Here is a 21796-nt window from a genome sequence, read left to right on the forward strand (position 1 = left end):
TCGCGGGGTGCGGATTTCTGCTGCCCGTCGCCATCGCTGGACGACGATTCCCCGCAAGTGGCTTTATGCGGCAGGACCGCCCAGGTCAGCGCAGGCCAGTGTGAATCGTATGGATGCGCGCGGGCACCGTCTCGTCCTGCAGCGAGGTGGTGTCGCCGAGGGGGCGCCCGTCCGAGATGTCGCCGAGCAGCCTGCGCATGATCTTTCCTGAGCGCGTTTTGGGCAGATCCGGCACCGCTATCACGTCGCGTGGTTTGGCGATCGGCCCGATCTCGCGTGCGATGTGCTCGCGAAGCACACGGCTCAGTTCGTCGCACCGCGACTGCCAATAGGCCGGGTCGTCCGTGTCGCGCTCACCGCGGGCGGGGATGACGAACGCCGCGATGGCCTGTCCGGTGATGGCATCGTGCACACCGACCACGCCGGCCTCGGCGACGAGCGGATGCGCGACAAGCGCCGACTCGATCTCGATCGTCGAGAGGCGGTGGCCAGAGACGTTGATCACATCGTCGACGCGACCGAGAACCCAGATGTCTCCGTCTGCGTCCCATTTGGCGCCGTCTCCCGAGAAGAAGTATCCCTGCTTCCAGTACCGCGACCAGTAGGAGTCCCGGTAGCGCTCGGCGTCACCCCACACCGTTCGCGCGAGGCCCGGGCCGACACGGTCGACCACGAGGTATCCGCCCTGGCCGTACGGCACGGTCTCACCCTCGTCATCGACGATGCGTGTGCTCACACCCGGCAGTGCGCGGTTCGCCGACCCGGGCTTGAGAGCGGATGCCCCCGGCAGCGGGGCCATGATGCTCGCCCCCGTCTCTGACTGCCACCAGGTGTCGATGATGGGCGTCTCGCCGCGGCCCACCTCACGATGGAACCACACCCATGCCTCGGGGTTGATGGCCTCGCCGACGGTGCCGAGCAGGCGGATCGACGAGAGGTCGTGACCGGCCGGAACGCCGTCGGGGAACCAGGTCATCAGTGTGCGGATGAGAGTCGGGGCCGTGTAGTAGGTGGTCACGCCGTAGCGCTCGATGATCTCGAAGTGCCTCGCCTGGTGCGGGGTGTTCGGTGTGCCCTCATAGATCACCTGCGTGAGCCCGTTCGAGAGGGGACCATAGATCTCGTAAGTGTGAGCCGTGACCCAGGCGAGGTCTGCTGTGCACCAGTGCACATCGTCTGGCTTGGCGTCGAAGATCGCCCAGTGGGTGTAGTTCGCCTGCGTCAGGTAGCCGCCCGAGGTGTGCACCAGCCCCTTCGGCTTGCCGGTCGTTCCGGAGGTGTAGATGATGAACAGCGGCGTCTCCGCGTCGAACGACTCTGCCTCGTGCCGGTCAGAAGCGACATCGACGGTGTCGTGCCACCAGAGGTCTCGGCCTGGCGTCCACGGGATGTCCGGAGTGAGGTCGCCGGTGCGACGCACCACGAGCACATGCTCGACCTGCGGCGCATTCGCGACGGCGGCATCAGCGTTCGCCTTGACGGGGACGGCGCTGCCACGGCGGAACTGCCCATCGGTGGTGATGAGCAGCTTCGCACGTGTGTCTTCGACGCGGAACGCGAGCGCTTCGGCGCTGAACCCGCCGAAGACGAGCGAGTGGATCGCGCCGATCCGCGCGACCGCGAGGGTGGCGATCACGGTCTCGGGGATCACGGGCAGGTAGATCACCACACGATCGCCGGTCCCGATGCCGAGCTCGGTGAGCGCGTTCGCCGCCTTCGACACCTCGCGTTCCAGCTCTGCGTAGGTGATCGCACGCCGATCGCCCGGCTCACCCTCGAAATAGAGGGCGACCTTGTCTCCGTTGCCCGCGCGCACATGGCGGTCGACGCAGTTCACGGCGACGTTGAGCCTTCCGCCCGCGAACCACTCCGCCTTCGGCACACTGAGCGTGCCGTCGTCGAGTTCACGCACCGGTTCCCAGGTGTGTGCTGTGTGCCAGGGCTCCGTCCAGTCGAGTCGCCTCGCGGCGTCCTCCCAGAACGCGACAGGGTCGGCGTTCGCGCGGTCCCACTCGCCTGCGCCCACGTTCGCCTGGGCTGCGAACGCTGCAGGCGCCGGATACACCCTGTTCTCATCGAGCAGGTTCACGATCGTGTGACCTGCGCTGTCAGGGCTCCGGGCGGCGGATGATTCGGGTGCGGGCATACCACGACGTTACGTCTCTGAGGCGTGTGCTCGAAATCGGGTGAAACCATCCGTCATATCCGTTGTTCGGGCACGAATACCCGTGACGCCGATGTGCCGCGGCCGTGACGGACCGGTGTTCGACCGGTGTTCGGCCGGTGTTCAGCCCTCGAGCAGCTGAGCGCGCACCTGGCGCCGCAGAACCTTGCCGATCATCGAGCGGGGCAGCTCATCGACCGCGGTGATGCTTCTCGGCACCTTGTACCCGGCGAGCATCGAACGGCAGTGATCGCGCAGGGCACCCTCATCGAGCGTGGCGCCGGGTGCGAGAACAACGACCGCAGTGACATCCTCACCGCCGTCACGGCTCGGCACCCCGACGACGGCAGCATCGACGACGTCCGGGTGTGTGACGATGGCTTCTTCGACCTCGCTCGGCGAGACGTTGAAGCCGCCGGTGATGATCAGCTCTTTGATGCGGTCCACGATCGTCACGAAGCCGTCTGGAGAGACCCGCACGATGTCACCGGTTCGCAGCCAGCCGCCCGGCAGCAGGGTGGCGCGTGTCTCGCCGGGCTTGTTCCAGTAGCCGCCGAACACCTGTGGCCCGCGCACCAGAAGCTCGCCCTCGTCGCCGAAGCCCAAGACTTTCGCCGGGTCATCGGGATCGACGACACGGATGTCTGTGCTCGGGAATGGCACACCGACGGTGCCGGGTCTGCGCGTCGGCCCGATCGGGTTGCCGAGTGCCACGGGTGACGACTCGGTCATTCCGTAGCCCTCGACGAGCAGACCGCCCGTCGCCTTCTCCCAGGTCTCGACGGTGGAGGTGGGCAGGTTCATCGCTCCCGAGATCGCAAAGCGGATGCCGGTGAGCGGCACCCGTCGCTTGGCCGCGGCCTCTGCGAGGCGGGCGTAGATCGGCGGAACGGCGGGAAGGAACGTCGCCGGAGTGCGTTTCATGGCGTCGAGAACGAGGTCTTCGTCGAATTTGGGCAGCAGCACGAGCCTGGCGCCGATGCTCATGGCGAAGGTCAGGCAGAGGGTGAGCCCGTAGGCGTGGAACATGGGCAGCACGCCGTAGAAGACCTCACGGCCCGGTCGCAGCCCCTGCACCCAGGCTTCGCCCTGCATGGCGTTCGCCCGAAGGTTCGCGTGGCTGAGCACAACGCCCTTCGGGACGCCTGTTGTTCCGCTCGTGTACTGCAGCACTGCCGTGTCGTCGAGGCCGGGGTGGGGGTGGGAACGAGACAGCCGCCTCGCCTCTGTCAGGTTTTCCCACAGCCGTGCGCCTCGGGGGAGCCTGCCGACGGTGAGCTGGCTGCGCGATTGCCGCGCCTTCTTGATCGGAAGCCGGAGTGCAGCGCGCGTTCCGAACGGCATCGCGCGGGTCACGTCCACGGCGACGATCGTGTCCACTCCCAGGTCTCGCGGAAAATCCGTCACCGTCTGATAGACCTTGTCCCAGACGATCGCCACGGTCGCGCGGTGGTCTTCGAACTGGTGTCGCATCTCGCGCTCGGTGTAGAGCGGGTTGTGCTCGACGACGATGGCGCCGAGGCGCAGCACCGCATAGAAAGCGACGATGTGCTGGGGGCAGTTCGGCAGCACGAGCGCAACCCGGTCGCCACGTCGAACGCCGAGCTGATGCAGGCCTTTCGCGACCCGTTCGACCTGCTCACCCAGCTCCCCGTAGCTGGTCGTGGCGCCGAAGAAGTCGAGGGCCACGTGTCGCCTGAACCTCTTCACCGAGCTTCGCAGCATATCGACGAGGGTCTCGGTGACCGGGGGGATCGCGTGCGGCACTCCCGGGGCGTACGCGTTCAGCCAGGGCTTCGAGTCGAAGTCGCTCATAAGCCCATTCTGCAGCACAACCCTCAGCGCCCAAGCGGGGTCAAGCCGATCGCAGGCGGACCGGCGATATTCGCTCGACGCGCGTCGGCATCCGCCAGAGCAGACCCGCCCGCGCTACACGATGTGTGACGCGCTCTCCTCACTAGGAGAGCGCGTCACACATCATGTAGCGCGTGGTTGTCGGCCCGCCTCGGCCAGTTCAGGTGCGGAGCGCCTCGCGCAGCTTCACGCGCGAGCCCATTCGCAGCAGGGAGTTGCTGTAGATGCGAGCGCCGATCGCGATGACGACGAGGGTCGACACCGCGAGGATGCCGAGCGAGAGCACGGGCTCCCACCACTGGGCATCTCCGAGAAAGAGCCTGACGGGCATGCCGACCGGGGCGGAGAACGGCACGTACGACATGATCGTCATCACGAGATCGTTGTCGTTGAAGAAGATCACGAGAAAGTACGGGATCATGATGAGCGTCGTCACGGGCGCGGTCGTAGAGCCGATGTCCTCTTGCCGCGACACCATCGCACCCGCCGCCGCGAACATCGCGGCGAGCAGGATGAATCCGACGATGAAGAAGAACACGAACCAGACGATCGGTGTTCCGAGGCCGGTGAGCAGATCGTTCTGCCCGGTGATCGTCAAACCGATGATCGCGAGCGCCGCGATGACGGCGATCTGAGCGAAGGCCAGCACCGAGTTTCCGATCACTTTTCCGGCGAGCAGGGCGCGCACGGGGATCGCCGACATCAGGATCTCGACAACACGGGTCTGCTTCTCTTCGACGACGGACTGCGAGATGGTGGTCCCGAATGTCATCGCCGAGGCAAAGAAGACGAGCCCGAAGCCGAGGGCGACGAAATAGATGATAAGAGGGTTCTCGGCATCTTCGTCGAGCAGCGTGACCGGTGGTGTGACGCTCAGCTGGTTGATGAGGCCTGTCGGAGGACTCGTGTCTGCGATGACTTCGAAGCCGACGGGAGACCCGGCGTCGACCACAACTGCGGCTTCGACGTCTCCGTCGCGCACCATCCGCTCAGCGGCCTCTCTGGTGTCGACAGGCGTCACGTCGAGTCCCTCAACACCCTCGATGCTGGACGCTGCCTCGCCCACAGCGGCGATCTTGGTGTCTGAGGCGTTCTGGGCGCTGAACCCTCCGATGAGGATCGACGCGAGAACGATGAGCAGAAGGATGCCCGTCGAGATCAGGAATGACTTGCTGCGCAGCTTGGTCATCACCTCGCGCTCGCTCACCAGCCAGACGCTCTGGACGAAGGATGGAGCGGTGGTGCTCATTTGATGACCTCCCTGAAGATCTGTGCAAGTGACGGATGCTGTTGACTGAACTCCGTGACCTCGCCCATGTCGACGGCCCTGCGCAGCACCTGCTGCGCGCTCTCATCGTCGTCTGCGTCGAACACGGCATACCCGCCGTCGAAGTCGACGACGGTGATGCCCCGCATGTCGCGCACCCACCCGGCATCCGTCGGCACCCGCAGCTCGTAGCGGTTGACGCTGTGCTCATCGCGCAGCCGTTCGCGCGGGCCGCTCGCCTTGATCTCACCGTCCGCGATGATGACGAGGTCGTCGCAGAGGCGCTCGACGATGTCGAGCTGATGGCTCGAGAAGATCACTGGTGCGCCGGAGGTGGCCCGGTCTTTGAGCACATCGACGACCACGTCGACGGCGAGCGGGTCGAGACCCGAGAACGGCTCGTCAAGCACAAGGACTTCGGGGTCGTGCACAAGGGCTGCGGCGATCTGGGCACGTTGCTGGTTGCCGAGCGACAGGCTCTCGACCTGGTCGTTGCGGCGCTCGCCGAGCCCGAGCCTGTCGAGAAGCTCTGTGGCGTTCTGGGCGGCACGTTGTGACGAGAGGCCGTGCAGCCTGGCGAGGTACACGATCTGCTCGTGCACCTTCATCTTCGGGTAGAGCCCTCGCTCTTCCGGCATGTATCCGAAGAGACGCCTGTCATCGGCGGTGAGCCGCTCGCCGCGAAGACTCACAGCGCCACTGTCCGCAGAGAGCACACCGAGGATGATGCGCATCGTCGTCGTTTTTCCGGCACCGTTCCCCCCGACGAACCCGGTCATGTGCCCGGGCACCACGTCGAAGCTCACATCGCTCAGCACCTGCCTCGTGCCGTATGACTTGTTGATGCTGCGTATCTCGAGCATGGTCTCGCTTTCTCGTCGCGTGCTTTCACGCTACGCACCGGGGCCGGCCGGCGGCATCCGCCTGGCGGCGGGTTTCACAGCATCCGCCCCGAGGGGGAGGACAGCACGGAAACAGCGCGGGCGGATGCTCGTTGCGACGCCCGCAGATGCGAGAATCGGAGCATGCGCAAACGACGTGACGGCCTGCGGCTCAACCAGACGACGGATGCGAACGGGTCGCCGTTCGGCGTCGGTGTTCAGGTGCACGTGGTCGAATCGGAGGGCGCCGCTGACGCGTTCGTGGGCGAACCGACGGGGGTGATCGTTTCACTGGGGTCAGCGCTGCCCTACGCGGGAATCACGAGAAACGCGCGCACGGGTCGCGTCTGGGTGGTCGCATTCGACGAGCCCGCGTATCTCGCAGACGGCAGAGGCCCCTTCGAGCGGGCCGAGATCTCCGAGGCCTTTCTCGAGGCGGCTCCTGAGCTCGGCTGAGCGGTCGGTGTATCGGTGTCGACGGTGCGGAACTCCCGCGGCGGCGCAAACGCTCAGACGCCCGGCACCGTCACGCCGTGCTCGTAGGCATACACAACGGCCTGGATGCGGTCGCGCAGCGCGAGCTTCTGCAGCACCTTCGACACGTGGGTCTTCACCGTCGCCTCTCCGACCCACAGGGCCGCGGCGATCTCGGCGTTCGACAGTCCCTGTGCGACGAGTGTCAGCACCTCTGACTCGCGTTCGGTGAGGCTGTCGAGAGCGGCCGGCCGTTCGACGACAGGTGAGGATGCCGCCGTCTGTCTCGGCGGCGAACTGGTTGTCGCAACAGGCGCGGCGCCTGCCTCCGGCGTCGCGAACTGCTCGATGACCCGCCTGGTGACGGCCGGAGAGAGCAGGGCGTCCCCAGAGGCGACCACACGAACGGCATCGATCAGCTGGTCGGGCGACGAGTTCTTGAGCAGGAACCCGCTCGCCCCGGCGTGCAGGGCCTCGAAGAGATAGTCGTCGCGGTCGAAGGTCGTGAGAATCAGCACAGCTGCCGTCACGGCCGGGTCGGCCACGATCAGCGCCGTCGCTTCTATCCCGTCCATGTCCGGCATCTGCACGTCCATGCAGATGACGTCCGGGCTGAGGGCGCTCGCCGCGGTGATGGCCTCTCGGCCGGTGGATGCTTCGCCCACCACGTCGAGGTCGGGTTGGGCGCCGAGGATCACACGAAAACCGGTGCGCACCATCTCATGGTCGTCGACGAGGAGCACTCGAGTCATGGTCAGCGGCTTCTTTCTGCAGAAGAGACGGTCGGGGCGGTTCTCGGGGTCGACGGCCGTGACGCGGCGAGGCGATCGGCGGGCATTCGCTCTGCGGCAGGTCGAGGGATGCTCACGCGCACGAGATAACCGCCCCGGGAACGCGGGCCGAGTTCGAGGGTTGCGCCCATGGCATCCGCTCGCTCGCGCATGCCCGCATGGCCCAGCCCTCTCGCCCGCGTGCGGGCGGGCACAATACCCGTGTTGGTGACCTCGAGCTCGAGGGAGTGGTCGAGGTGGCGCAGCCGCACATCGGCCGTCGCCCCCGGCCCCGCGTACTTGCGGGCGTTGGTGAGCGCTTCTTGCGCGATGCGATAGAGGTTCAGCGAGATGAGGGCGGTGATCGGCCCCTGTTCGCCGATCACCCCGAATGTCGTCGGCAGACCGGCCGCACTGGATTCCTCCGCCAGGGCGGGCAGGGCGGCGACGCCGAGGGTCGACGCGCTCTCGTGCGCCGGAGCATCCGGCCCGGAGCCTCGCAGGGTGTGCAGCAGGTTGTGCAGTTCGTCGATGGCCGTGCGGGCGCCGGCCTCGACCCCCTCGAGCGACTCGCGTGCAGCGGCAGGATCTGTGTCGAGCACGGTACGTGCGGCAGCGGCCTGCACACCCATAAGCGAGACGTGGTGGGCGACGACGTCGTGCAGCTCGCGGGCGATGCGCACCCGTTCGAGGGTGACGGCCTGCGCCGCGTTGCGCTCCCGCTCGACCTCGAGCTCGTCTGAACGCTGCTCGAGCACCGCGCGTTGGCGTGCGGAGGCGAACGCGGCATCGCCGAAGTAGTACGCGCCCCCGAAGTAGAGCAGGTTCGTGAGCACCTGGATCATCATGACCGAGACGAACGGCGACAGTGCTCCCGCGTTCGGGAAGGACTCGAGTGTCTCGGGGTTCGTGGCGGCGCGGAAGATGCCGATCACCAGCCAGATGAACATCACAGTCGTGATGACGATGCGCGAGAGCGCAGCCACACGTCGGTTGCTCACCCACGCGCCGACCGAATAGATGGCGGTGAAGAGGGCGATGCTGCTGATGAGGGCCTCCGGCACCGAGAGCTCACCGCCGACGATGAACGCGATCGAGACGACAACGGCGACCGGGATCGGCCAGCGTCGCCTGAACGCGAGCGGGAGGGTGATCACAACGGCCCACACCACGGCTATCCAGCCGTTGGCCGGCTCGGCGTAGACCCCGGCAATGGAGTACAGCGGGGTGGCGAGGACGGCTCCGAGGAACAGTGCGCCCGCCAGAATCGCGTCGCGACGCATCTGCGCGTGCGTGATGGCCGGCCGGTGCCACGACGGGTCGAACGGGTCTGCCTGTTCCGGCACCTGTGGTTCGCTGCTCATCGGCCTAACCTGTGGTTCGCTGCTCATCGGCTTAACGGTACCGAGTCGAGCCGACGCCGGCATCCGCCGTGCGGGGGAGTGATCAGCGCCGGCCTGGCGTCAGGCCCAGCGCTTGTTGGCCCAGCGTTCGAAGAGGCCGACGAGGGCATCCGTCAGCTTGCCGAGCAGGGCGAGCATGATGATCGCGAGCAGGATCCGGTCGATGCGGCCGTTGTTCTGCGAGTCGGTGAGCAGGAACCCGAGACCCATCGACGACGCGATGAGCTCGGCGGCCACGAGGAACAGCCAGGCCTGGGCCAGTGCGAGGCGCAGGCCCGAGATCACCGAGGGGAGCACGGCGGGGAGCTGCACAGTGGTGAAGAGCTTCACTCCGCCGAGCCCGAACGCGCGACCGGCTTCGACCAGCTGCTTGTCGACGTGCCTGAGCGCTGCGGACACCGTTGTGTAGACGGGAAAGAAGGCGCCGATCGCGATCAGGGTGATCTTCGATTCCTCGCCGATCTTCAGCCAGAGAATGAGCAGCGGGATCCACGCGAGCGACGGAACGGCGCGGATGGCGCCGAGCGTCGGCGCGAGCATGATGTCGCCGAGCTTCGAGAGACCGACGACGGCGCCGAACAGGATGCCGAGGGCGGCGCCGATGACGAACCCGATCAGCACACGCTGCATCGAGATTGCGACGTATTGCCCGAGCAGCCCGCGCTGCAGAAGATCGACGCCGGCATCCCACACCGTCGCGGGCGAGGGCAGCTGCGAGGCCGGCACGAGCCCGAGCGAGGTGCTCAGCTGCCAGGCGACGAGGATGACGAGGGGCAGGATGGCGCCGCCGACGATGATGAACCAGGTTCTGCTCGTCAGCTTGCGACGCGCTCGCGGGTCACGAGGCGGACGCCTGTCGATGCCGGAGGAACCGTAATAGCCGACAGCCGCAACCGAGTTCTGGAACCGGCTGTGCGTCGTGACGGCAGAGTCGTCCTCTGCGCGGGTGCCGCCGGTGCGCTTGTCGGTCATCTGGTGTCCTCAGGGGTGGGAGTGTGTGGTGCCGGCAGGGCCGGCACCACACGGGGTCAGCCGATCGAGTCGGGGTCTGCCGCCTTCGCGAAGGTGTCGTTGACGAGGGTGTCGAGCGCCTCGGCGACTTCTTCGTTCGACTGGACGTCACCGGACTCGACGAAGATGGGGCCGATGATCGAGAGAACGTCGATCTGAGCCTGACCGGGAACAGGGTCGACATCGAGGTTCGAACGCTCGTCGATGACGCGTGTGGCGACGGCCTGGTCGAGTCCGGCCACGTCCGCGAGGATCTGCGCCGTCTCTTCGGGGTTCTCCTCTGCCCACTGTCTCGCGTGCTCATAGGCGTTCACCACGATCTGGGCGATCTCGGGGCGCTCTTCGATGAAGCTCTCTGTGGCGTTCAAAAAGCCATAGCTGTTGAAGTCGACGTTGCGGTAGATGAGCGTGGCGCCGTCTTCTTCTGCGCCGGCCATGATCGGGTCGAGGCCGGCCCAGGCATCCACAGAGCCGTTCTGCAACGCTGCCCAGCCGTCTGCGTGCTGCAGGTTCTGGATCGACACCTCGTCCTGGCCGATGCCCGCCGCCTCGAGGGCCTGGAGCAGGAAGAAGTAGGGGTCTGTGCCCTTCGTCGCGGCTATGGTCTTTCCGCGCAGCTGCGAGATGTCGGTGATCTCTGAACCCGGACCGACGACGATCGCAGACCACTCCGGCTGCGAATAGATGTCGATGACCTGGATCGGCGAGCCGTTCGCACGGGCGAGCAGAGCCGCCGATCCGGCTGTCGAGCCGACATCGACGGCCTCCGCGCGCAGCGCCTCGTTCGCCTTGTTCGAGCCGGCGGACTGCACCCAGTTCACCGTGATGTCCTGTTCGGCGAGGGCGTCTTCGAGCCAGCCCTGATCCTTGATGATCAGCGACAGCGGGTTGTAGGTGGCGAAGTCGATGTTGAGCTCGCCCCCGGATTCCGTGCCGGTGTCGCCTTCTCCGGCGACGCAGCCGGTGAGCAGCAGCGCCGTTGTGGCGGCTGCGGCCGCGATGGCGGCGAATCGTGTGGTTTTCATGGGTGTCCTTTGCTGTGGATGCCTGTGCTCGTGGTGGTCGGGATGTGCTGGGCCTGTGTGATGTGCTGGGTCTGTGTGGTGTGCGGGTGTGACGTGGGCGGGGGTTGCGACTGCGACCGTGGCGGCCTCAGAACGGGTAGTGGGGGATGTTCGTCGACGTGGCGACGCCGCGGGCTTTTCCGTGGCGGTCGATGCCGAGTCCGTCGAGCAGACGGCCCCTCAGCTCGGCCAGCTCGGCTGATCCGCGGTCTCGCGGGCGACGCCCTGGAACCGTGAGCTCCTGCGTGATGTAGGCACCCTCCACGCCCTCATCCCGCCCGAGCAGAATGATGCGGTCGGCGAGCTGCAGCGCTTCGTCGACGTCGTGGGTGACGAGCAGGACTGTTGTCGGCGCCGCTTCGTGGATGTCGAGGAGAAGATCCTGCATCTTGAGCCGTGTGAGCGCGTCGAGCGCGCCGAACGGCTCATCGAGCAGCAGAACACCGGGGTTGCGGGCGAGCGCCCGGGCGAGGGATGCCCGTTGGGCCATTCCCCCCGAGATCTCGCGCGGGCGGTGACCCGCGAACGCGCCGAGGCCGACGAGCTCGATCAGTCTCGCCACACGCTCGGCGCCGCTCGCCTTCGGTGTGCCCTTCGGCAGGCCGAGCGCGACGTTGTCCGTGACGCTGCGCCAGGGCAGAAGCCGTGGCTCCTGGAATCCGACGGCGGTTCTCGTGTCGATGCCAGACACGGGTGTGCCGTCGATGCGCACCGTTCCTGCGGTCGGGGAATCCAGTCCGCCCGCGATGCGCAGGAGCGTCGACTTGCCGCACCCCGAGGTGCCGAGGATGGCGAGCACTTCTCCGGGATCGACGGCGATCGACACATCGCGGAGCACCTTGTGCGGCAGCCCCTTGCCGCGCTCGGGAGCGAACGACCGCCCGATGCCGTCGAACTCCACCGTGTACGCCGCATTGTCGCGCGCCGATACGGCCGAGGCGGCAGCGGCGGTGGCAGCGGGCATGACTGTGGCTCCGAGGGATAGGGGTCCTCACCACACTATTCATCTTGCACCCGCTGCGCACGACGCCCGAAACACTCCGTAACACTTCGTGTGTGCTGGCCGGCTCGCGATGGAGCCCGGCCAGAGCGGCCGTGGGCGGTCGATCTCGCGATCCGCGACGGTGAACGATCTCGACGCCGGCGAAGACGGGACCACCGATCATCCGCCCGGCACGAACCCGGTCAGCCGAAGATCATCGGGCGATCGTCGTCGTCCTCTGCCTCGACGGCCAGGTCGACGACGACCGGCACGTGGTCGCTCGGGGCGTCGCCCTTGCGCTCGTTGCGGTGGATCGACGCGTCTGCGACCAGGTCGGCGAAGGCGTGCGAACCGAGGATGAAGTCGATGCGCATGCCCTCGTTGCGCGGAAACCGCAGCCTCTTGTAATCCCAGAAGGTGTAGCCCTCGGGCACGAACGGCCGCACCACATCGCTCAGCCCGGCCTCGGCGAACGCGGCGAACGCCCGCCGTTCCTCTGGCGAGACGTGTGTCGAGACGCCGACGACGTGGCTCGGGTCGCCCATGTCCTCGTCTGTCGGGGCGATGTTGAAGTCGCCCATCAACGCGAGGGGCAGGTCCGGCTTCTCTGCCAGCCACTGCGCGGTCTGCGTGCGCAGCTGGTCGAGCCAGCGCAGCTTGTAGCCGAAATGCGGGTCGTCGAGAGAGCGGCCGTTCGGCACATACAGCGAATACAGGCGGATGCCGTCGACCGTCACCCCGATGGCGCGCGCCTCGAGGGGCAGGCCATCTCCATCGACTCCGTGACCCCCGACGGGTGTGTCGAGAGTCGGCGCGATGGGCTTGCCGAATCCTGGCATCCCCTGGAACCCGATCTCGACGTCGTGCATCGGCAGGCGACTCGCGAAGGCGACGCCGTTCCACTGGTTCAGACCGTGCAGCTCGACCTCATAACCCGCCTCGGCGAAGGCCTCGACGGGGAACTGGCTCGGGCGGCACTTGATCTCTTGCATTCCGAGCACGTCGATGTCTTCACGCACGAGCCAGTCGACGACCCGACCGGCGCGCGCCCTGATGGAGTTGACGTTCCAGGTGGCGATACGCATGCCCTCAACGCTAGCCGACCACGTGCACAACTTCGGAGACTGCGCCTCTGGCGCGGTCGACACGCCGCTGCCGAGGCATCTCGTGAGAAGTTCTCCGACGTTGTGCACAAGAGCCGGGTCGCGAGCGGGCCACCGCCCACCCGGGTCGCGCGCGCACGGCACAACGGCCAAGATAGGTGCATGGGTTCCGTCCAGGTCGGGTATGCGGCCGCGCTCGAGCAGTTCGCCCCGGCCGAGGCCGTCGCGCTCACCGAGTTCGCCGAGCAGAACGGCTTCAGCGGTGTGATGGCGAGCGATCACTTTCAGCCGTGGGTGCCGCAGCAGGGCGAGGCGTCGTTCGTGTGGAGTGTGCTCGCCGCGATGGCCGAACGCACCCGCGGCGACATCGGGCCCGGTGTGACGACTCCGACGTTCAGGTGGCATCCGGCGATGGTCGCGCAGGCCGCTGCGACCCTCGCCTCGATGTATCCGGGCAGGCACTGGCTCGGTCTCGGCGCGGGCGAAGCGCTGAACGAGCACATCACCGGTGAGTACTGGCCTGAGGCCCCTGAGCGCATCAACAGGCTGTTCGAGGCCATCGACCTGATCAAGAAGCTCTTCGCCGCGTCGCTCGCGGGCAAGGACACCAAGTTCTCCGGCCAGTACTTCAAGCTCGAGTCGACGCGGTTGTGGACGATGCCGCAGACGGCTCCCCGGATACTCGTCGCCACGGCAGGGCCGGTCACGGCCCGCAGGGCCGGCCGAACCGTCGACGGCCTCATCGCGGTCGGCACTGCCGTCGAGAAGCTCGACCAGCTGCTCGGCAGGTTCGATGCAGGCGCGCGCGACGGCGGCAAAGACCCGTCGACACTGACGAAGGTGCTTCAGCTGCACCTGTCGTGGGCTGAGACCGACGCCGAAGCGATGCGGAACGCGATGACCGAGTGGCCGAACGGCGGAATGCGGTTCGCGCGCGGAGACATCCGTTCGCCCTTCGAGTTCGACCAGTTCGCCCGGCTGCTTCGCCCGGAGGACTTCGCCGATCGGATGATCGTGTCGAGCGACCCCGACGTGCACCTGCGGCAGATCCAGCGTTATGCCGACCTCGGCTTCGACCGCATCTACCTGCACAACGTCGGACGCAACCAGCGTGAGTGGATCGAACGCTTCGGCCGCGACGTGCTCCCACGGCTGGTGCGCTGATGCTGCAGGTGTTCGCCCTGACCGGCATTCCCGAGATCACTGCAGGCGACGATCTCGCCGCGATCATCACGGATGCCGCCGCCGGCACGCTGAAGGGCGGAGACATCCTTGTGGTGACGAGCAAGATCGTCTCGAAGGCCGAGGGGCGCCAGGTCGCGGCCGACGACAGGGAGCAGGCGATCACAGACGAGACCGTGCGCGTCGTCGCCACCAGGGAGCACGCCGGTGGCGTCACCCGCATCGTCGAGAACCGGCAGGGGCTTGTGCTGGCGGCGGCGGGTGTCGACGCGAGCAACACCCCCGATGGCACAGTGCTGCTGCTGCCAGAGGATCCGGATGCCTCTGCGCACGCTCTCGCGAGCGAGTTGCGTTCACGGCTCGGCCTGCGCATCGGGGTCATCGTCTCTGACACGCTCGGACGACCCTGGCGCGAGGGGCAGACCGATGCCGCGATCGGCGCAGCCGGTGTGAAGGTGCTCGACGACCTGCGGGGTGAGCTGGATTCGGCCGGTCGCGAGATGACCGCCACGATCACGGCCACCGCCGACGAGATCACCGCTGCGGCGGACCTGGTGAAGGGCAAGACGAGCGGCAGCCCTGTCGCTGTGGTGCGCGGCCTGGGGCACATCGTCGGAGACCTCGATCTGCCCGGCGCCCGAGTGCTCGTGCGCTCGCCCGAGAAGGACATGTTCCGCCTGGGCGCAGAAGAGGCGATAGCGCTCGGGCGTGAGCTGGAGCGGCGCGAGCGTGAACAGCGCGAGAGAGATGCCGGCACCCAGGGAGAGAGTCTTCCCTCGTCAAGTTAGGCATGCTTTACTTAGGTGATGCTTACTCAGAGTCAGGTGAAAGACGCACGCCCCGCCTACCGCCCGTTCATCGTCACCGTGGCGCAGGTTCGGCGGCTCAGCCCGCACTTCTCGAGGATCACGCTCGCAGGCGACGAGCTCGGGATCTTCGGCACGGACGGCCTCGACCAGCGGGTGAAGCTCATTCTCCCCGACCCGGAGTTCGGGCTCTGCGACATCGGCGCGCGTGACCCACAGACCATCGCGGATGGCACCTGGTACTCACGCTGGCGCGAGCTCCCAGACGACCGGCGCTCTCCCTTCCGCACCTACACGGTGCGTGCCGTGCGGCAGGCCGAGCGCGAGGTCGACGTCGACATGGTGGTGCACCCGGTCGACGAGAGCGCCGGGCCTGCGGCGCGGTGGCTGGCCGGGGCATCCGTCGGCGACGAGCTGATCCTCGTCGGGCCGGATGCTCGGAGCATCGATTCGCACGTCGGCATCGACTGGCAGCCAGGCGATGCAGACCAGCTGCTGCTCGTCGGAGACGAGACGGCGGCCCCCGCCATCTGCGCGATCCTCGAATCCCTGCCCCCCGGCCGAACGGCGCACGCGTTCATCGAGGTGCCGGATGCCGCTGACCGGCTCGAGCTCTCGACCCATGATGCCTGTGCCGTGACGTGGCTGGCCAGGGGAGACGCCGAGGTCGGCAGTGCCCTCGACCCTGCCGTGCGCCGCTGGGTCGCGGACAACCGTCACGTCTATCGGTCGGCGCTGTCGGCATCCGCCCAGCAGCTCGACGACGTCGATGTCGATACGGCACTGCTGTGGGATTCGTTCGGCGAGCCGATCGGCGGCGGATTCTATGCCTGGCTCGCGGGTGAGGCGAGTGTCATCAAGACCCTGAGGCGTCACCTCGTGTCTGAGACCGGCATCGACCGCAAGCGCATCTCGTTTATGGGGTACTGGCGGCTCGGTCGGGCCGAGGCGCAGTAGCCTATGTGCGTTCCGGTGCCTGCGCCGGCAACGTGCGGTTTTTGGCCGGTATCGTTCGCCTGCGGAACAACGCCCATACGGCCAGCGCAAGGCCCGCGAGAATAAGAACGAGTACCGCGCTGTCCCGTGCCCCGTCTTTCCCGATCAGGTACGCATCTGTGCACAGTGGATCGCCCAGGCTCAGACACATCACTCCGACGTCGGGTATTCGGCTCACAAGCCAAGCCAGCAGAAAGCACACGACGCTTCCGAGTGCGAGAAAGACCCTTCTCCGAGGCATGGTTTCAGTCTGACAGAGGACCTGAGGTTTACGAGGCCAGCCGCTCACGTGTCGTGTGACGAGAGCTCGTCGGTTCGACACCGGGTTGGGGCTGGTTGATCTCGTCCCACACCGCATCGAGCGAGAGACCGAGAACATGTGCTATCGCAGCGATGGTCGGGAACGCGGGGGTGGCCACGCGGCCGGACTCGATCTTGCGGAGGGTCTCCGGTGAGACACGTGCATCGAGTGCGGTCTCGAGCATCGAGCGCCCTCCCCTCGCGCGACGCAACAGGGCGCCGAGGCGCTTTCCGCGCTCGACCTCTGCGGGTGTGAGCGGCAACCTGACCATGCTCCGATCATATACCGGGATAACATGGCCGGTATAGTTATTGGTCGCATAGGAGTCGCATAAGAAAGGCGCGCATTGATCGAGATCCTGAACCCAGCCGAACTGGTCCGAGCGCGGGAGGCGGGCGCCCTGGTCGCCGATATTCTGCAGAGCCTGAAGAGCCGTAGCACGGTGGGCACGAACCTCCTGGACATCGACCGGTGGGCCGAGACGATGATCGTCGAGGCTGGGGCGCAGTCCTGCTACGTCGACTACGCGCCGTCCTTCGGACGCGGGCCGTTCGGTCACTACATCTGCACGGCCGTCAACGATGCCGTGCTCCACGGGATGCCACACGACTACACGCTTGCCGACGGCGACCTGCTGACACTCGACCTCGCCGTCTCAGCCGGCGGAGTCGCAGCAGACTCCGCCATCAGCTTCATCGTGGGCGAGTCTCGGCCGCCAGAGAGCGTCGCGATGATCAGCGCGACCGAACGGGCATTGAGAGCTGGGATAGCAGCTGCCGGACCCGGGGCTCGCATCGGCGACCTCTCCCATGCCATCGGCTCGGTCCTCAGTGAGGCAGGCTATCCGATCAACACCGAATTCGGGGGTCACGGCATCGGATCGACGATGCACCAGGATCCGCACGTTCCGAACACCGGACGGCCGGGCCGTGGATACACACTGCGCCCCGGGCTGCTGCTGGCGCTCGAGCCGTGGGTCATGGCGGACACCGCCGAGCTCGTCACGGATGCCGATGGGTGGACGCTCCGAAGTGCGACGGGCTGCCGGACGGCGCACAGCGAGCACACCATCGCCATCACCCACAGCGGAGCCGAGATCCTCACCGTGCCGAAGCGGGCGTGACCGTGAGGTCGCGACCTGGCACGGCATCCGTCACGGGCACACGGTCTGCGCCGGTCATGCGCCCTCCAGTGCTCCGCCCGATGCACGCCATTCCATAAGCCCGTGTGAGAGGCTGACGGCGTCGAATCCCAGCTCGACGAGGAGGTTGGCGGCTCCGCTGGAGAGAAGACCACCGGTGCAGAACGTGATGAGGAGAACGTCGTCGGGCAGTTCCTCGGCGCGGGCTTCGAGCCGGTCGAGCGGGATGTGCATGGAGCCGGGAATGTGTTGGCGGCGCCACTCGCGCTCCCCGCGTACGTCGACCACGAGCGCGCCGGCGGCGATCAGCCGCTTGGCCTCCACGGCCGACACTGCCGTGGGCCGCCGGAAGAAGTGCCTGATGCTCATCGCCGCGCTTCGCGCCGCGCGTTCACGAGGGTGAAGACACCGCCGAGCACAGGTACGAGCGCGAGCAGTCGCGTGCGCATGAGCAGACCGCGGCCAAGCAGCGCCGTGACGGCGACGGCGAGATAGAACGCGCCGTGCACCGGGCCGAGCACCGATGCGACACCGGCGATGTGAACTGTGGCGAGATTCGCGAGAAGAAGCGCGATGCTGATGAGCTCGAGCACGGAGAACACCTCGAGCGCGCGCAGCAGCGGCCTCATGCGGCGCCCGGTCGAACGATCATCAGCACAACGACAGCTGCCCAGAGCAGATTGAAGATCCCGGTGAAGACGGCGAGCGCGCGGAGTCTCGTGCCATCGTCCGGCGAATCGAGTGCCTCGCGTTGTGCGGGTGCGATGCGAAGTGCGAGCAGTCCGCCGGCGAGAGCGGTGAGCACCATCGCCACGGTGATCCATACTTCGCCGAGGCGGCCCTGCACCATGGCAAGCACAAGCCCGACAACGGGAACGATGAGTGCGAGCAGCCCGTACACGCGCGTCACGCGATGCAGCAGCCGCGCGACGGCGGTGCTGCGCCCGCCCGGACCGGATCGTCCCGCCGACGCGGTATGCGCCTGCGATGGTGCGGTGTCGAACGGCGCGGACGCGGTGAGCGCGTCACCGGTGCCGGCCGCGGCGGGGGCGATGGGTGCGAAGCGCGGGAAGAGGCTTGTGGTCACGGCCACGGGGCCAACGAAGAGGATGCCCGCGAGCACGTGCGCGGCCAGCAGCAGATGTTCCATACCTTCAGTGTAACTGAAGGTTAGGTGCTGCGAGACATCAGCTCCAGAACGTGCTGACGCAGGGCTTCGCTGAGTGCGGGGTGCGCGGCCAAGAACTCGGCGTCGAGTTCGGCGACGGCCGCGGCCGCCTCGGAGAGCAGCCGCTCACCCCCCTCGGTGACCTGCAGCCGAGAAGCCGCCCCTGCGCGGGCCGACGCGTCTTCGACGAGGCCGGCGGCGGTGAAGCCGGCCACCGCCGTGTGGGCGCTCTGCACGGTGATGCGCGAACGTCTGGCGAGCTCGCTGAACGAGATGCCCGGGGTTGCGCGGATGTGCCCGAGAAGACCGTACTTTCGGGTCGTCAGGCCGAGCGGCTTGAGTGCTTCGGCGAAGGCGGCTTCCCAAACGCGTCCGATCGTCAACAGGGCGATCGTCGGGCTGAACCTCGGCATCTCGGGCATAAGAGCAGACTAATCTCCGTGCTGAGCGCGTTGCGCCTGGCCCTCGGTGACCTTTCCGGACGTATGTGCTCGAAACAACGGCCACCTCTGTCCGCAATTGTCACGTGGAGGCAGCTGAGGGGTGCTGGGGTGCTGGGGTGAGGTGAGGGGGTGCACAGACAGCCATTGTTGGACTATCATGCGAACAAGAGTTCACTGAGCGAACAAACTGTGTTCGGCGAGGAGCAGACGAATGATTTCGAAGGTCAGACGCGACGTCGCGGATGCCGTTGCCTGCATAGAGGACGGCTCGACGGTGATGATCGGCGGCTTCGGCCGCGCCGGCCAACCCGTCGAGCTGATCGACGCGCTGCTTGAGCACGGAGCGACGGACCTGACGGTCGTCAACAACAACGCGGGCAACGGCGACACAGGCCTTGCCGCCCTGCTCGGCGCGGGGCGTGTGCGGAAGATCGTGTGCTCGTTCCCGCGACAGAGCGACTCGCACATCTTCGACAGGCTCTACCGTGCGGGTGAGATCGAGCTCGAACTCGTTCCGCAGGGGAACCTCGCCGAACGCATCCGTGCCGCGGGTGCCGGCATCGGCGCCTTCTACACGCCGACGGGCGTCGGCACCCTCGTGGCCGAGGGCAAAGAGGCGCGTTCCATCAACGGGCGCGACTACATTCTCGAATACCCGCTCCACGCGGACTACGCGCTGGTCAGCGCCTTCGAGGCAGATCGCTGGGGCAACCTCGTGTACCGCAAGACCGCACGCAACTTCGGGCCGCTGATGGTGTCCGCGGCTGCCGTGAGCATCGTGCAGGTGGACCGCATCGTCGATCTGGGCGACCTCGACCCCGAGCGTGTCGTCACACCCGGGATCTTCGTCGACAGGGTGGTCGCCGTCGGCGAACGCGCCTGGCTGAGGAACGGCGAGTTCGTCGGAACAGCCGGAGCGGAGAGCGCGGCATGAGCACGGGCATCGACCGGAAGGCGCTCGCCGCGCGCATCGCCGCAGACATCCCCGAGGGCAGCTACGTCAACCTCGGCATCGGTGCGCCGACACTCATCTCGAACTACCTGCCAGACGATCTCGAGATCATCCTGCACACCGAGAACGGGATGCTCGGCATGGGTCCGCAGCCTGACGAGGGCGCCATCGACCCGGACCTCATCAATGCGGGCAAGCAACCGGTCACCGAACTGCCGGGTGCCGCATATTTTCACCACGCGGACTCCTTCGGAATGATGCGCGGAGGTCATCTGGACATCTGCGTGCTCGGCGCGTTCCAGGTGTCGGAGACCGGCGACCTGGCGAACTGGCACACGGGCGCCCCCGATGCCATCCCCGCCGTCGGCGGTGCCATGGACCTCGCCATCGGAGCGAAGAGCGTCTACGTGATGACCGACCTGCTGGGTCGTGACGGCACGTCGAAGGTCGTCGCCGAGTGCAGCTATCCGCTGACCGGAGTCCGCTGTGTCAGCCGTATCTACACCGACAGGGGCATCTTCGATGTCACGGCCGAGGGGCTCAGCGTCACCGAGACCTTCGGCGACACAACCGTCGACGAGCTCCGTGAGCTGACCGGGCTCCGGCTCGTCGACTCCACACGAGAACCAGCGGCATCCGCCGGCACGGGAGGAAAACACGCATGACCGCCAGCTTTGTCTACGACGCTGTCCGCACGCCGTTCGGCCGCCTCGGAAAGGCTCTCGCCGACGTGCGACCGGACGACCTCGCCGCGCACACGCTCACCGCACTCCTCGACAGGCATCCCGGTTTCGACGCCGAACGCATCGACGATGTTTTTCTCGGCGCAGCCAACCAGTCGGGTGAGGACAACCGCAACGTCGCCCGCATGGCCGTTCTGCTCGCGGGGCTTCCGACCTCGATACCCGGTGCGACGGTGAACCGTCTCTGCGGTTCGAGCGTCGAAGCGGTGATCCAGGCGAGCCGGGCGATCGAGGCCGGTGACGCGTCTGTCATCGTGGCCGGTGGCGTCGAGTCGATGACCCGTGCTCCCTGGGTCGTGCCGAAACCGGGCAGGGCGTACCCCGCCGGGGACGCCACCATGCACTCCACCACCCTCGGCTGGCGGCTGGTCAACCCGCGGATGCCCAAGGAATGGACGATCGCACTCGGGGAGTCTGCCGAGATCCTCGCCGACCGCTATCAGATCAGCCGGGAGGCGCAGGACGCCTTCGCCGCGCGCAGCCATCGGCTCGCCGCAGCCGCCTGGGACAACGGTGTCTACGACGACGAGATCGTCTCAGTGCCCGGAACGGACCTGGCACGGGACGAAGGCATCCGCCCCGACTCCACCGTCGAGTCCCTGTCTGGACTGAAGCCGGTCTTCCGCCCAGACGGCACGGTGACAGCAGGCAACGCCTCGCCGCTGACCGACGGTTCGTCGATGGTGCTCGTCGGCGGTGAGAACGCACCAGTCGATGCAGAACCGCTTGCCAGGATCACCGGCAGGGGAGTTGCGGGAAACAATCCGGATGTCTTCGGCATCGCGCCTGTCGACGCAGCGAACCGAGCGTTGGCCAGGGCGGGCAAGACCTGGGCGGATGTCGACGTCGTCGAGCTCAACGAGGCGTTCGCATCGCAGAGCCTTGCCTGCCTCAAGCTCTGGACCGAGCTCGACCCGGAGAAGATGAACATCCACGGCGGTGCGATCGCCATGGGGCACCCGCTCGGCGCCTCCGGTGGTCGGATCATCGGCCACGTCGCGCACGAGCTGAAACGCCGCGGGGGCGGTGTCGGTGTCGCCGCCATCTGCATAGGCGTCGGCCAGGGGCTTGCCGTTGTGCTCGAGCGCTGA

23 protein-coding genes are annotated in these 21796 nt (G+C 67.0%); 8 read left to right on the plus strand and 15 right to left on the minus strand.

What is annotated here, in order from left to right:
* Positions 1-85: 85 nt before the first annotated feature.
* The 4 genes from acs to ACYVF5_RS16000 all read right to left on the minus strand — a co-directional run bounded on the left by acs (position 86) and on the right by ACYVF5_RS16000 (position 6148).
* The gene (gene acs / locus ACYVF5_RS15985) at positions 86-2146 is read right to left on the minus strand and encodes an acetate--CoA ligase (protein WP_460948208.1); all 2061 of its coding nucleotides are present in this window, start codon (positions 2144-2146) and stop codon (positions 86-88) included.
* Positions 2147-2287: 141 nt separating this feature from the next.
* The gene (locus ACYVF5_RS15990; RefSeq protein WP_460948210.1) at positions 2288-3979 is read right to left on the minus strand and encodes a long-chain-fatty-acid--CoA ligase; all 1692 of its coding nucleotides are present in this window, start codon (positions 3977-3979) and stop codon (positions 2288-2290) included.
* Between the two features lie 199 nt (positions 3980-4178).
* Positions 4179-5267 (minus strand): ABC transporter permease, encoded by a 1089-nt coding sequence (locus tag ACYVF5_RS15995; protein ID WP_460948212.1) that lies wholly within the window; start codon positions 5265-5267, stop codon positions 4179-4181.
* Positions 5264-6148 carry an ABC transporter ATP-binding protein gene (locus ACYVF5_RS16000; protein WP_460948214.1) on the minus strand — a complete coding sequence of 295 codons (885 nt, stop codon included), beginning with the start codon at positions 6146-6148 and terminating at the stop codon, positions 5264-5266. The genes ACYVF5_RS15995 and ACYVF5_RS16000 overlap by 4 nt, the downstream gene beginning before the upstream one ends.
* Before the next feature lie 162 nt (positions 6149-6310).
* Here ACYVF5_RS16000 and ACYVF5_RS16005 point away from each other — a divergent pair, with 162 nt between their 5' ends.
* On the plus strand, positions 6311-6622 hold the full coding sequence (locus ACYVF5_RS16005) for a hypothetical protein (RefSeq protein WP_460948216.1): 312 nt from the start codon (positions 6311-6313) through the stop codon (positions 6620-6622).
* Between the two features lie 53 nt (positions 6623-6675).
* Here the strand turns inward: ACYVF5_RS16005 and ACYVF5_RS16010 are convergent, their stop codons facing one another.
* The 6 genes from ACYVF5_RS16010 to ACYVF5_RS16035 form a co-directional block, all read right to left on the minus strand.
* Complete coding sequence (locus ACYVF5_RS16010; RefSeq protein ID WP_460948217.1) at positions 6676-7392, minus strand: response regulator; 717 nt, start codon at positions 7390-7392, stop codon at positions 6676-6678.
* 2 nt (positions 7393-7394) lie between these two features.
* Positions 7395-8774, minus strand: coding sequence for a sensor histidine kinase (locus ACYVF5_RS16015; RefSeq protein ID WP_460948219.1), 1380 nt, complete (start codon positions 8772-8774; stop codon positions 7395-7397).
* A gap of 99 nt (positions 8775-8873) precedes the next feature.
* Entirely contained in the window at positions 8874-9785 is a 912-nt protein-coding gene (locus ACYVF5_RS16020; RefSeq protein WP_460948221.1) for an ABC transporter permease, read from the minus strand.
* A 56-nt stretch (positions 9786-9841) separates the two neighbouring features.
* Positions 9842-10849 carry an aliphatic sulfonate ABC transporter substrate-binding protein gene (locus ACYVF5_RS16025; RefSeq protein WP_460948223.1) on the minus strand — a complete coding sequence of 336 codons (1008 nt, stop codon included), beginning with the start codon at positions 10847-10849 and terminating at the stop codon, positions 9842-9844.
* A 127-nt stretch (positions 10850-10976) separates the two neighbouring features.
* Positions 10977-11852, minus strand: a complete 876-nt coding sequence (locus ACYVF5_RS16030; RefSeq protein WP_460948225.1) for an ABC transporter ATP-binding protein — start codon at positions 11850-11852, stop codon at positions 10977-10979.
* Between the two features lie 221 nt (positions 11853-12073).
* Positions 12074-12955, minus strand: coding sequence for an exodeoxyribonuclease III (locus tag ACYVF5_RS16035; protein ID WP_460948227.1), 882 nt, complete (start codon positions 12953-12955; stop codon positions 12074-12076).
* 180 nt (positions 12956-13135) lie between these two features.
* On the opposite strand from ACYVF5_RS16035, the gene ACYVF5_RS16040 reads away from it, so the two are divergent.
* From ACYVF5_RS16040 to ACYVF5_RS16050, 3 genes are read left to right on the plus strand one after another with little or no spacing between them, the layout of a single operon-like run.
* Positions 13136-14137 carry a TIGR03557 family F420-dependent LLM class oxidoreductase gene (locus ACYVF5_RS16040; RefSeq protein ID WP_460948229.1) on the plus strand — a complete coding sequence of 334 codons (1002 nt, stop codon included), beginning with the start codon at positions 13136-13138 and terminating at the stop codon, positions 14135-14137.
* Positions 14137-14943, plus strand: a complete 807-nt coding sequence (locus ACYVF5_RS16045) for a coenzyme F420-0:L-glutamate ligase (protein WP_460948231.1) — start codon at positions 14137-14139, stop codon at positions 14941-14943. Before ACYVF5_RS16040 ends, ACYVF5_RS16045 begins: the two co-directional genes overlap by 1 nt.
* Before the next feature lie 18 nt (positions 14944-14961).
* On the plus strand, positions 14962-15918 hold the full coding sequence (locus ACYVF5_RS16050; protein WP_460948233.1) for a siderophore-interacting protein: 957 nt from the start codon (positions 14962-14964) through the stop codon (positions 15916-15918).
* 308 nt (positions 15919-16226) lie between these two features.
* On the opposite strand, the gene ACYVF5_RS16055 is transcribed toward ACYVF5_RS16050, so the two are convergent.
* A complete protein-coding gene (locus ACYVF5_RS16055) occupies positions 16227-16529 on the minus strand; it encodes a helix-turn-helix domain-containing protein (protein ID WP_460948235.1) in 303 nt (100 codons plus the stop codon).
* Positions 16530-16604: 75 nt separating this feature from the next.
* Between ACYVF5_RS16055 and map the strand changes: the two genes are divergently transcribed.
* Complete coding sequence (map, locus tag ACYVF5_RS16060; RefSeq protein WP_460948237.1) at positions 16605-17381, plus strand: type I methionyl aminopeptidase; 777 nt, start codon at positions 16605-16607, stop codon at positions 17379-17381.
* Between the two features lie 54 nt (positions 17382-17435).
* Here the strand turns inward: map and ACYVF5_RS16065 are convergent, their stop codons facing one another.
* Genes ACYVF5_RS16065 through ACYVF5_RS16080 form a run of 4 tightly spaced genes read right to left on the minus strand, consistent with a single transcriptional unit; the run spans position 17436 to position 18989 of the window.
* Entirely contained in the window at positions 17436-17768 is a 333-nt protein-coding gene (locus ACYVF5_RS16065) for a rhodanese-like domain-containing protein (RefSeq protein WP_460948239.1), read from the minus strand.
* Positions 17765-18028, minus strand: coding sequence for a hypothetical protein (locus tag ACYVF5_RS16070; RefSeq protein WP_460948241.1), 264 nt, complete (start codon positions 18026-18028; stop codon positions 17765-17767). Before ACYVF5_RS16070 ends, ACYVF5_RS16065 begins: the two co-directional genes overlap by 4 nt.
* A complete protein-coding gene (locus ACYVF5_RS16075) occupies positions 18025-18549 on the minus strand; it encodes a hypothetical protein (protein WP_460948243.1) in 525 nt (174 codons plus the stop codon). Before ACYVF5_RS16075 ends, ACYVF5_RS16070 begins: the two co-directional genes overlap by 4 nt.
* 20 nt (positions 18550-18569) lie before the next feature.
* Positions 18570-18989, minus strand: coding sequence for a MarR family winged helix-turn-helix transcriptional regulator (locus tag ACYVF5_RS16080; RefSeq protein WP_460948245.1), 420 nt, complete (start codon positions 18987-18989; stop codon positions 18570-18572).
* Between the two features lie 232 nt (positions 18990-19221).
* Between ACYVF5_RS16080 and ACYVF5_RS16085 the strand changes: the two genes are divergently transcribed.
* Genes ACYVF5_RS16085 through ACYVF5_RS16095 form a run of 3 tightly spaced genes read left to right on the plus strand, consistent with a single transcriptional unit; the run spans position 19222 to position 21796 of the window.
* Positions 19222-19944, plus strand: a complete 723-nt coding sequence (locus ACYVF5_RS16085) for a 3-oxoacid CoA-transferase subunit A (RefSeq protein ID WP_460948247.1) — start codon at positions 19222-19224, stop codon at positions 19942-19944.
* Positions 19941-20627, plus strand: coding sequence for a 3-oxoacid CoA-transferase subunit B (locus ACYVF5_RS16090; RefSeq protein WP_460948249.1), 687 nt, complete (start codon positions 19941-19943; stop codon positions 20625-20627). Before ACYVF5_RS16085 ends, ACYVF5_RS16090 begins: the two co-directional genes overlap by 4 nt.
* Positions 20624-21796, plus strand: a complete 1173-nt coding sequence (locus ACYVF5_RS16095; RefSeq protein WP_460948251.1) for a thiolase family protein — start codon at positions 20624-20626, stop codon at positions 21794-21796. The genes ACYVF5_RS16090 and ACYVF5_RS16095 overlap by 4 nt, the downstream gene beginning before the upstream one ends.

Source organism: Okibacterium endophyticum, assembly GCF_054780075.1.

Coding starts and splice junctions, on each gene's coding strand:
- acs (WP_460948208.1), bottom strand. CDS start 2,146: ATGCCCGCACCCGAATCATCCGCCGCCCGGAGCCCTGACAGCGCAGGT.
- ACYVF5_RS15990 (WP_460948210.1), bottom strand. CDS start 3,979: ATGAGCGACTTCGACTCGAAGCCCTGGCTGAACGCGTACGCCCCGGGA.
- ACYVF5_RS15995 (WP_460948212.1), bottom strand. CDS start 5,267: ATGAGCACCACCGCTCCATCCTTCGTCCAGAGCGTCTGGCTGGTGAGC.
- ACYVF5_RS16000 (WP_460948214.1), bottom strand. CDS start 6,148: ATGCTCGAGATACGCAGCATCAACAAGTCATACGGCACGAGGCAGGTG.
- ACYVF5_RS16005 (WP_460948216.1), top strand. CDS start 6,311: ATGCGCAAACGACGTGACGGCCTGCGGCTCAACCAGACGACGGATGCG.
- ACYVF5_RS16010 (WP_460948217.1), bottom strand. CDS start 7,392: ATGACTCGAGTGCTCCTCGTCGACGACCATGAGATGGTGCGCACCGGT.
- ACYVF5_RS16015 (WP_460948219.1), bottom strand. CDS start 8,774: ATGAGCAGCGAACCACAGGTGCCGGAACAGGCAGACCCGTTCGACCCG.
- ACYVF5_RS16020 (WP_460948221.1), bottom strand. CDS start 9,785: ATGACCGACAAGCGCACCGGCGGCACCCGCGCAGAGGACGACTCTGCC.
- ACYVF5_RS16025 (WP_460948223.1), bottom strand. CDS start 10,849: ATGAAAACCACACGATTCGCCGCCATCGCGGCCGCAGCCGCCACAACG.
- ACYVF5_RS16030 (WP_460948225.1), bottom strand. CDS start 11,852: ATGCCCGCTGCCACCGCCGCTGCCGCCTCGGCCGTATCGGCGCGCGAC.
- ACYVF5_RS16035 (WP_460948227.1), bottom strand. CDS start 12,955: ATGCGTATCGCCACCTGGAACGTCAACTCCATCAGGGCGCGCGCCGGT.
- ACYVF5_RS16040 (WP_460948229.1), top strand. CDS start 13,136: ATGGGTTCCGTCCAGGTCGGGTATGCGGCCGCGCTCGAGCAGTTCGCC.
- ACYVF5_RS16045 (WP_460948231.1), top strand. CDS start 14,137: ATGCTGCAGGTGTTCGCCCTGACCGGCATTCCCGAGATCACTGCAGGC.
- ACYVF5_RS16050 (WP_460948233.1), top strand. CDS start 14,962: ATGCTTACTCAGAGTCAGGTGAAAGACGCACGCCCCGCCTACCGCCCG.
- ACYVF5_RS16055 (WP_460948235.1), bottom strand. CDS start 16,529: ATGGTCAGGTTGCCGCTCACACCCGCAGAGGTCGAGCGCGGAAAGCGC.
- ACYVF5_RS16065 (WP_460948239.1), bottom strand. CDS start 17,768: ATGAGCATCAGGCACTTCTTCCGGCGGCCCACGGCAGTGTCGGCCGTG.
- ACYVF5_RS16070 (WP_460948241.1), bottom strand. CDS start 18,028: ATGAGGCCGCTGCTGCGCGCGCTCGAGGTGTTCTCCGTGCTCGAGCTC.
- ACYVF5_RS16075 (WP_460948243.1), bottom strand. CDS start 18,549: ATGGAACATCTGCTGCTGGCCGCGCACGTGCTCGCGGGCATCCTCTTC.
- ACYVF5_RS16080 (WP_460948245.1), bottom strand. CDS start 18,989: ATGCCCGAGATGCCGAGGTTCAGCCCGACGATCGCCCTGTTGACGATC.
- ACYVF5_RS16085 (WP_460948247.1), top strand. CDS start 19,222: ATGATTTCGAAGGTCAGACGCGACGTCGCGGATGCCGTTGCCTGCATA.
- ACYVF5_RS16090 (WP_460948249.1), top strand. CDS start 19,941: ATGAGCACGGGCATCGACCGGAAGGCGCTCGCCGCGCGCATCGCCGCA.
- ACYVF5_RS16095 (WP_460948251.1), top strand. CDS start 20,624: ATGACCGCCAGCTTTGTCTACGACGCTGTCCGCACGCCGTTCGGCCGC.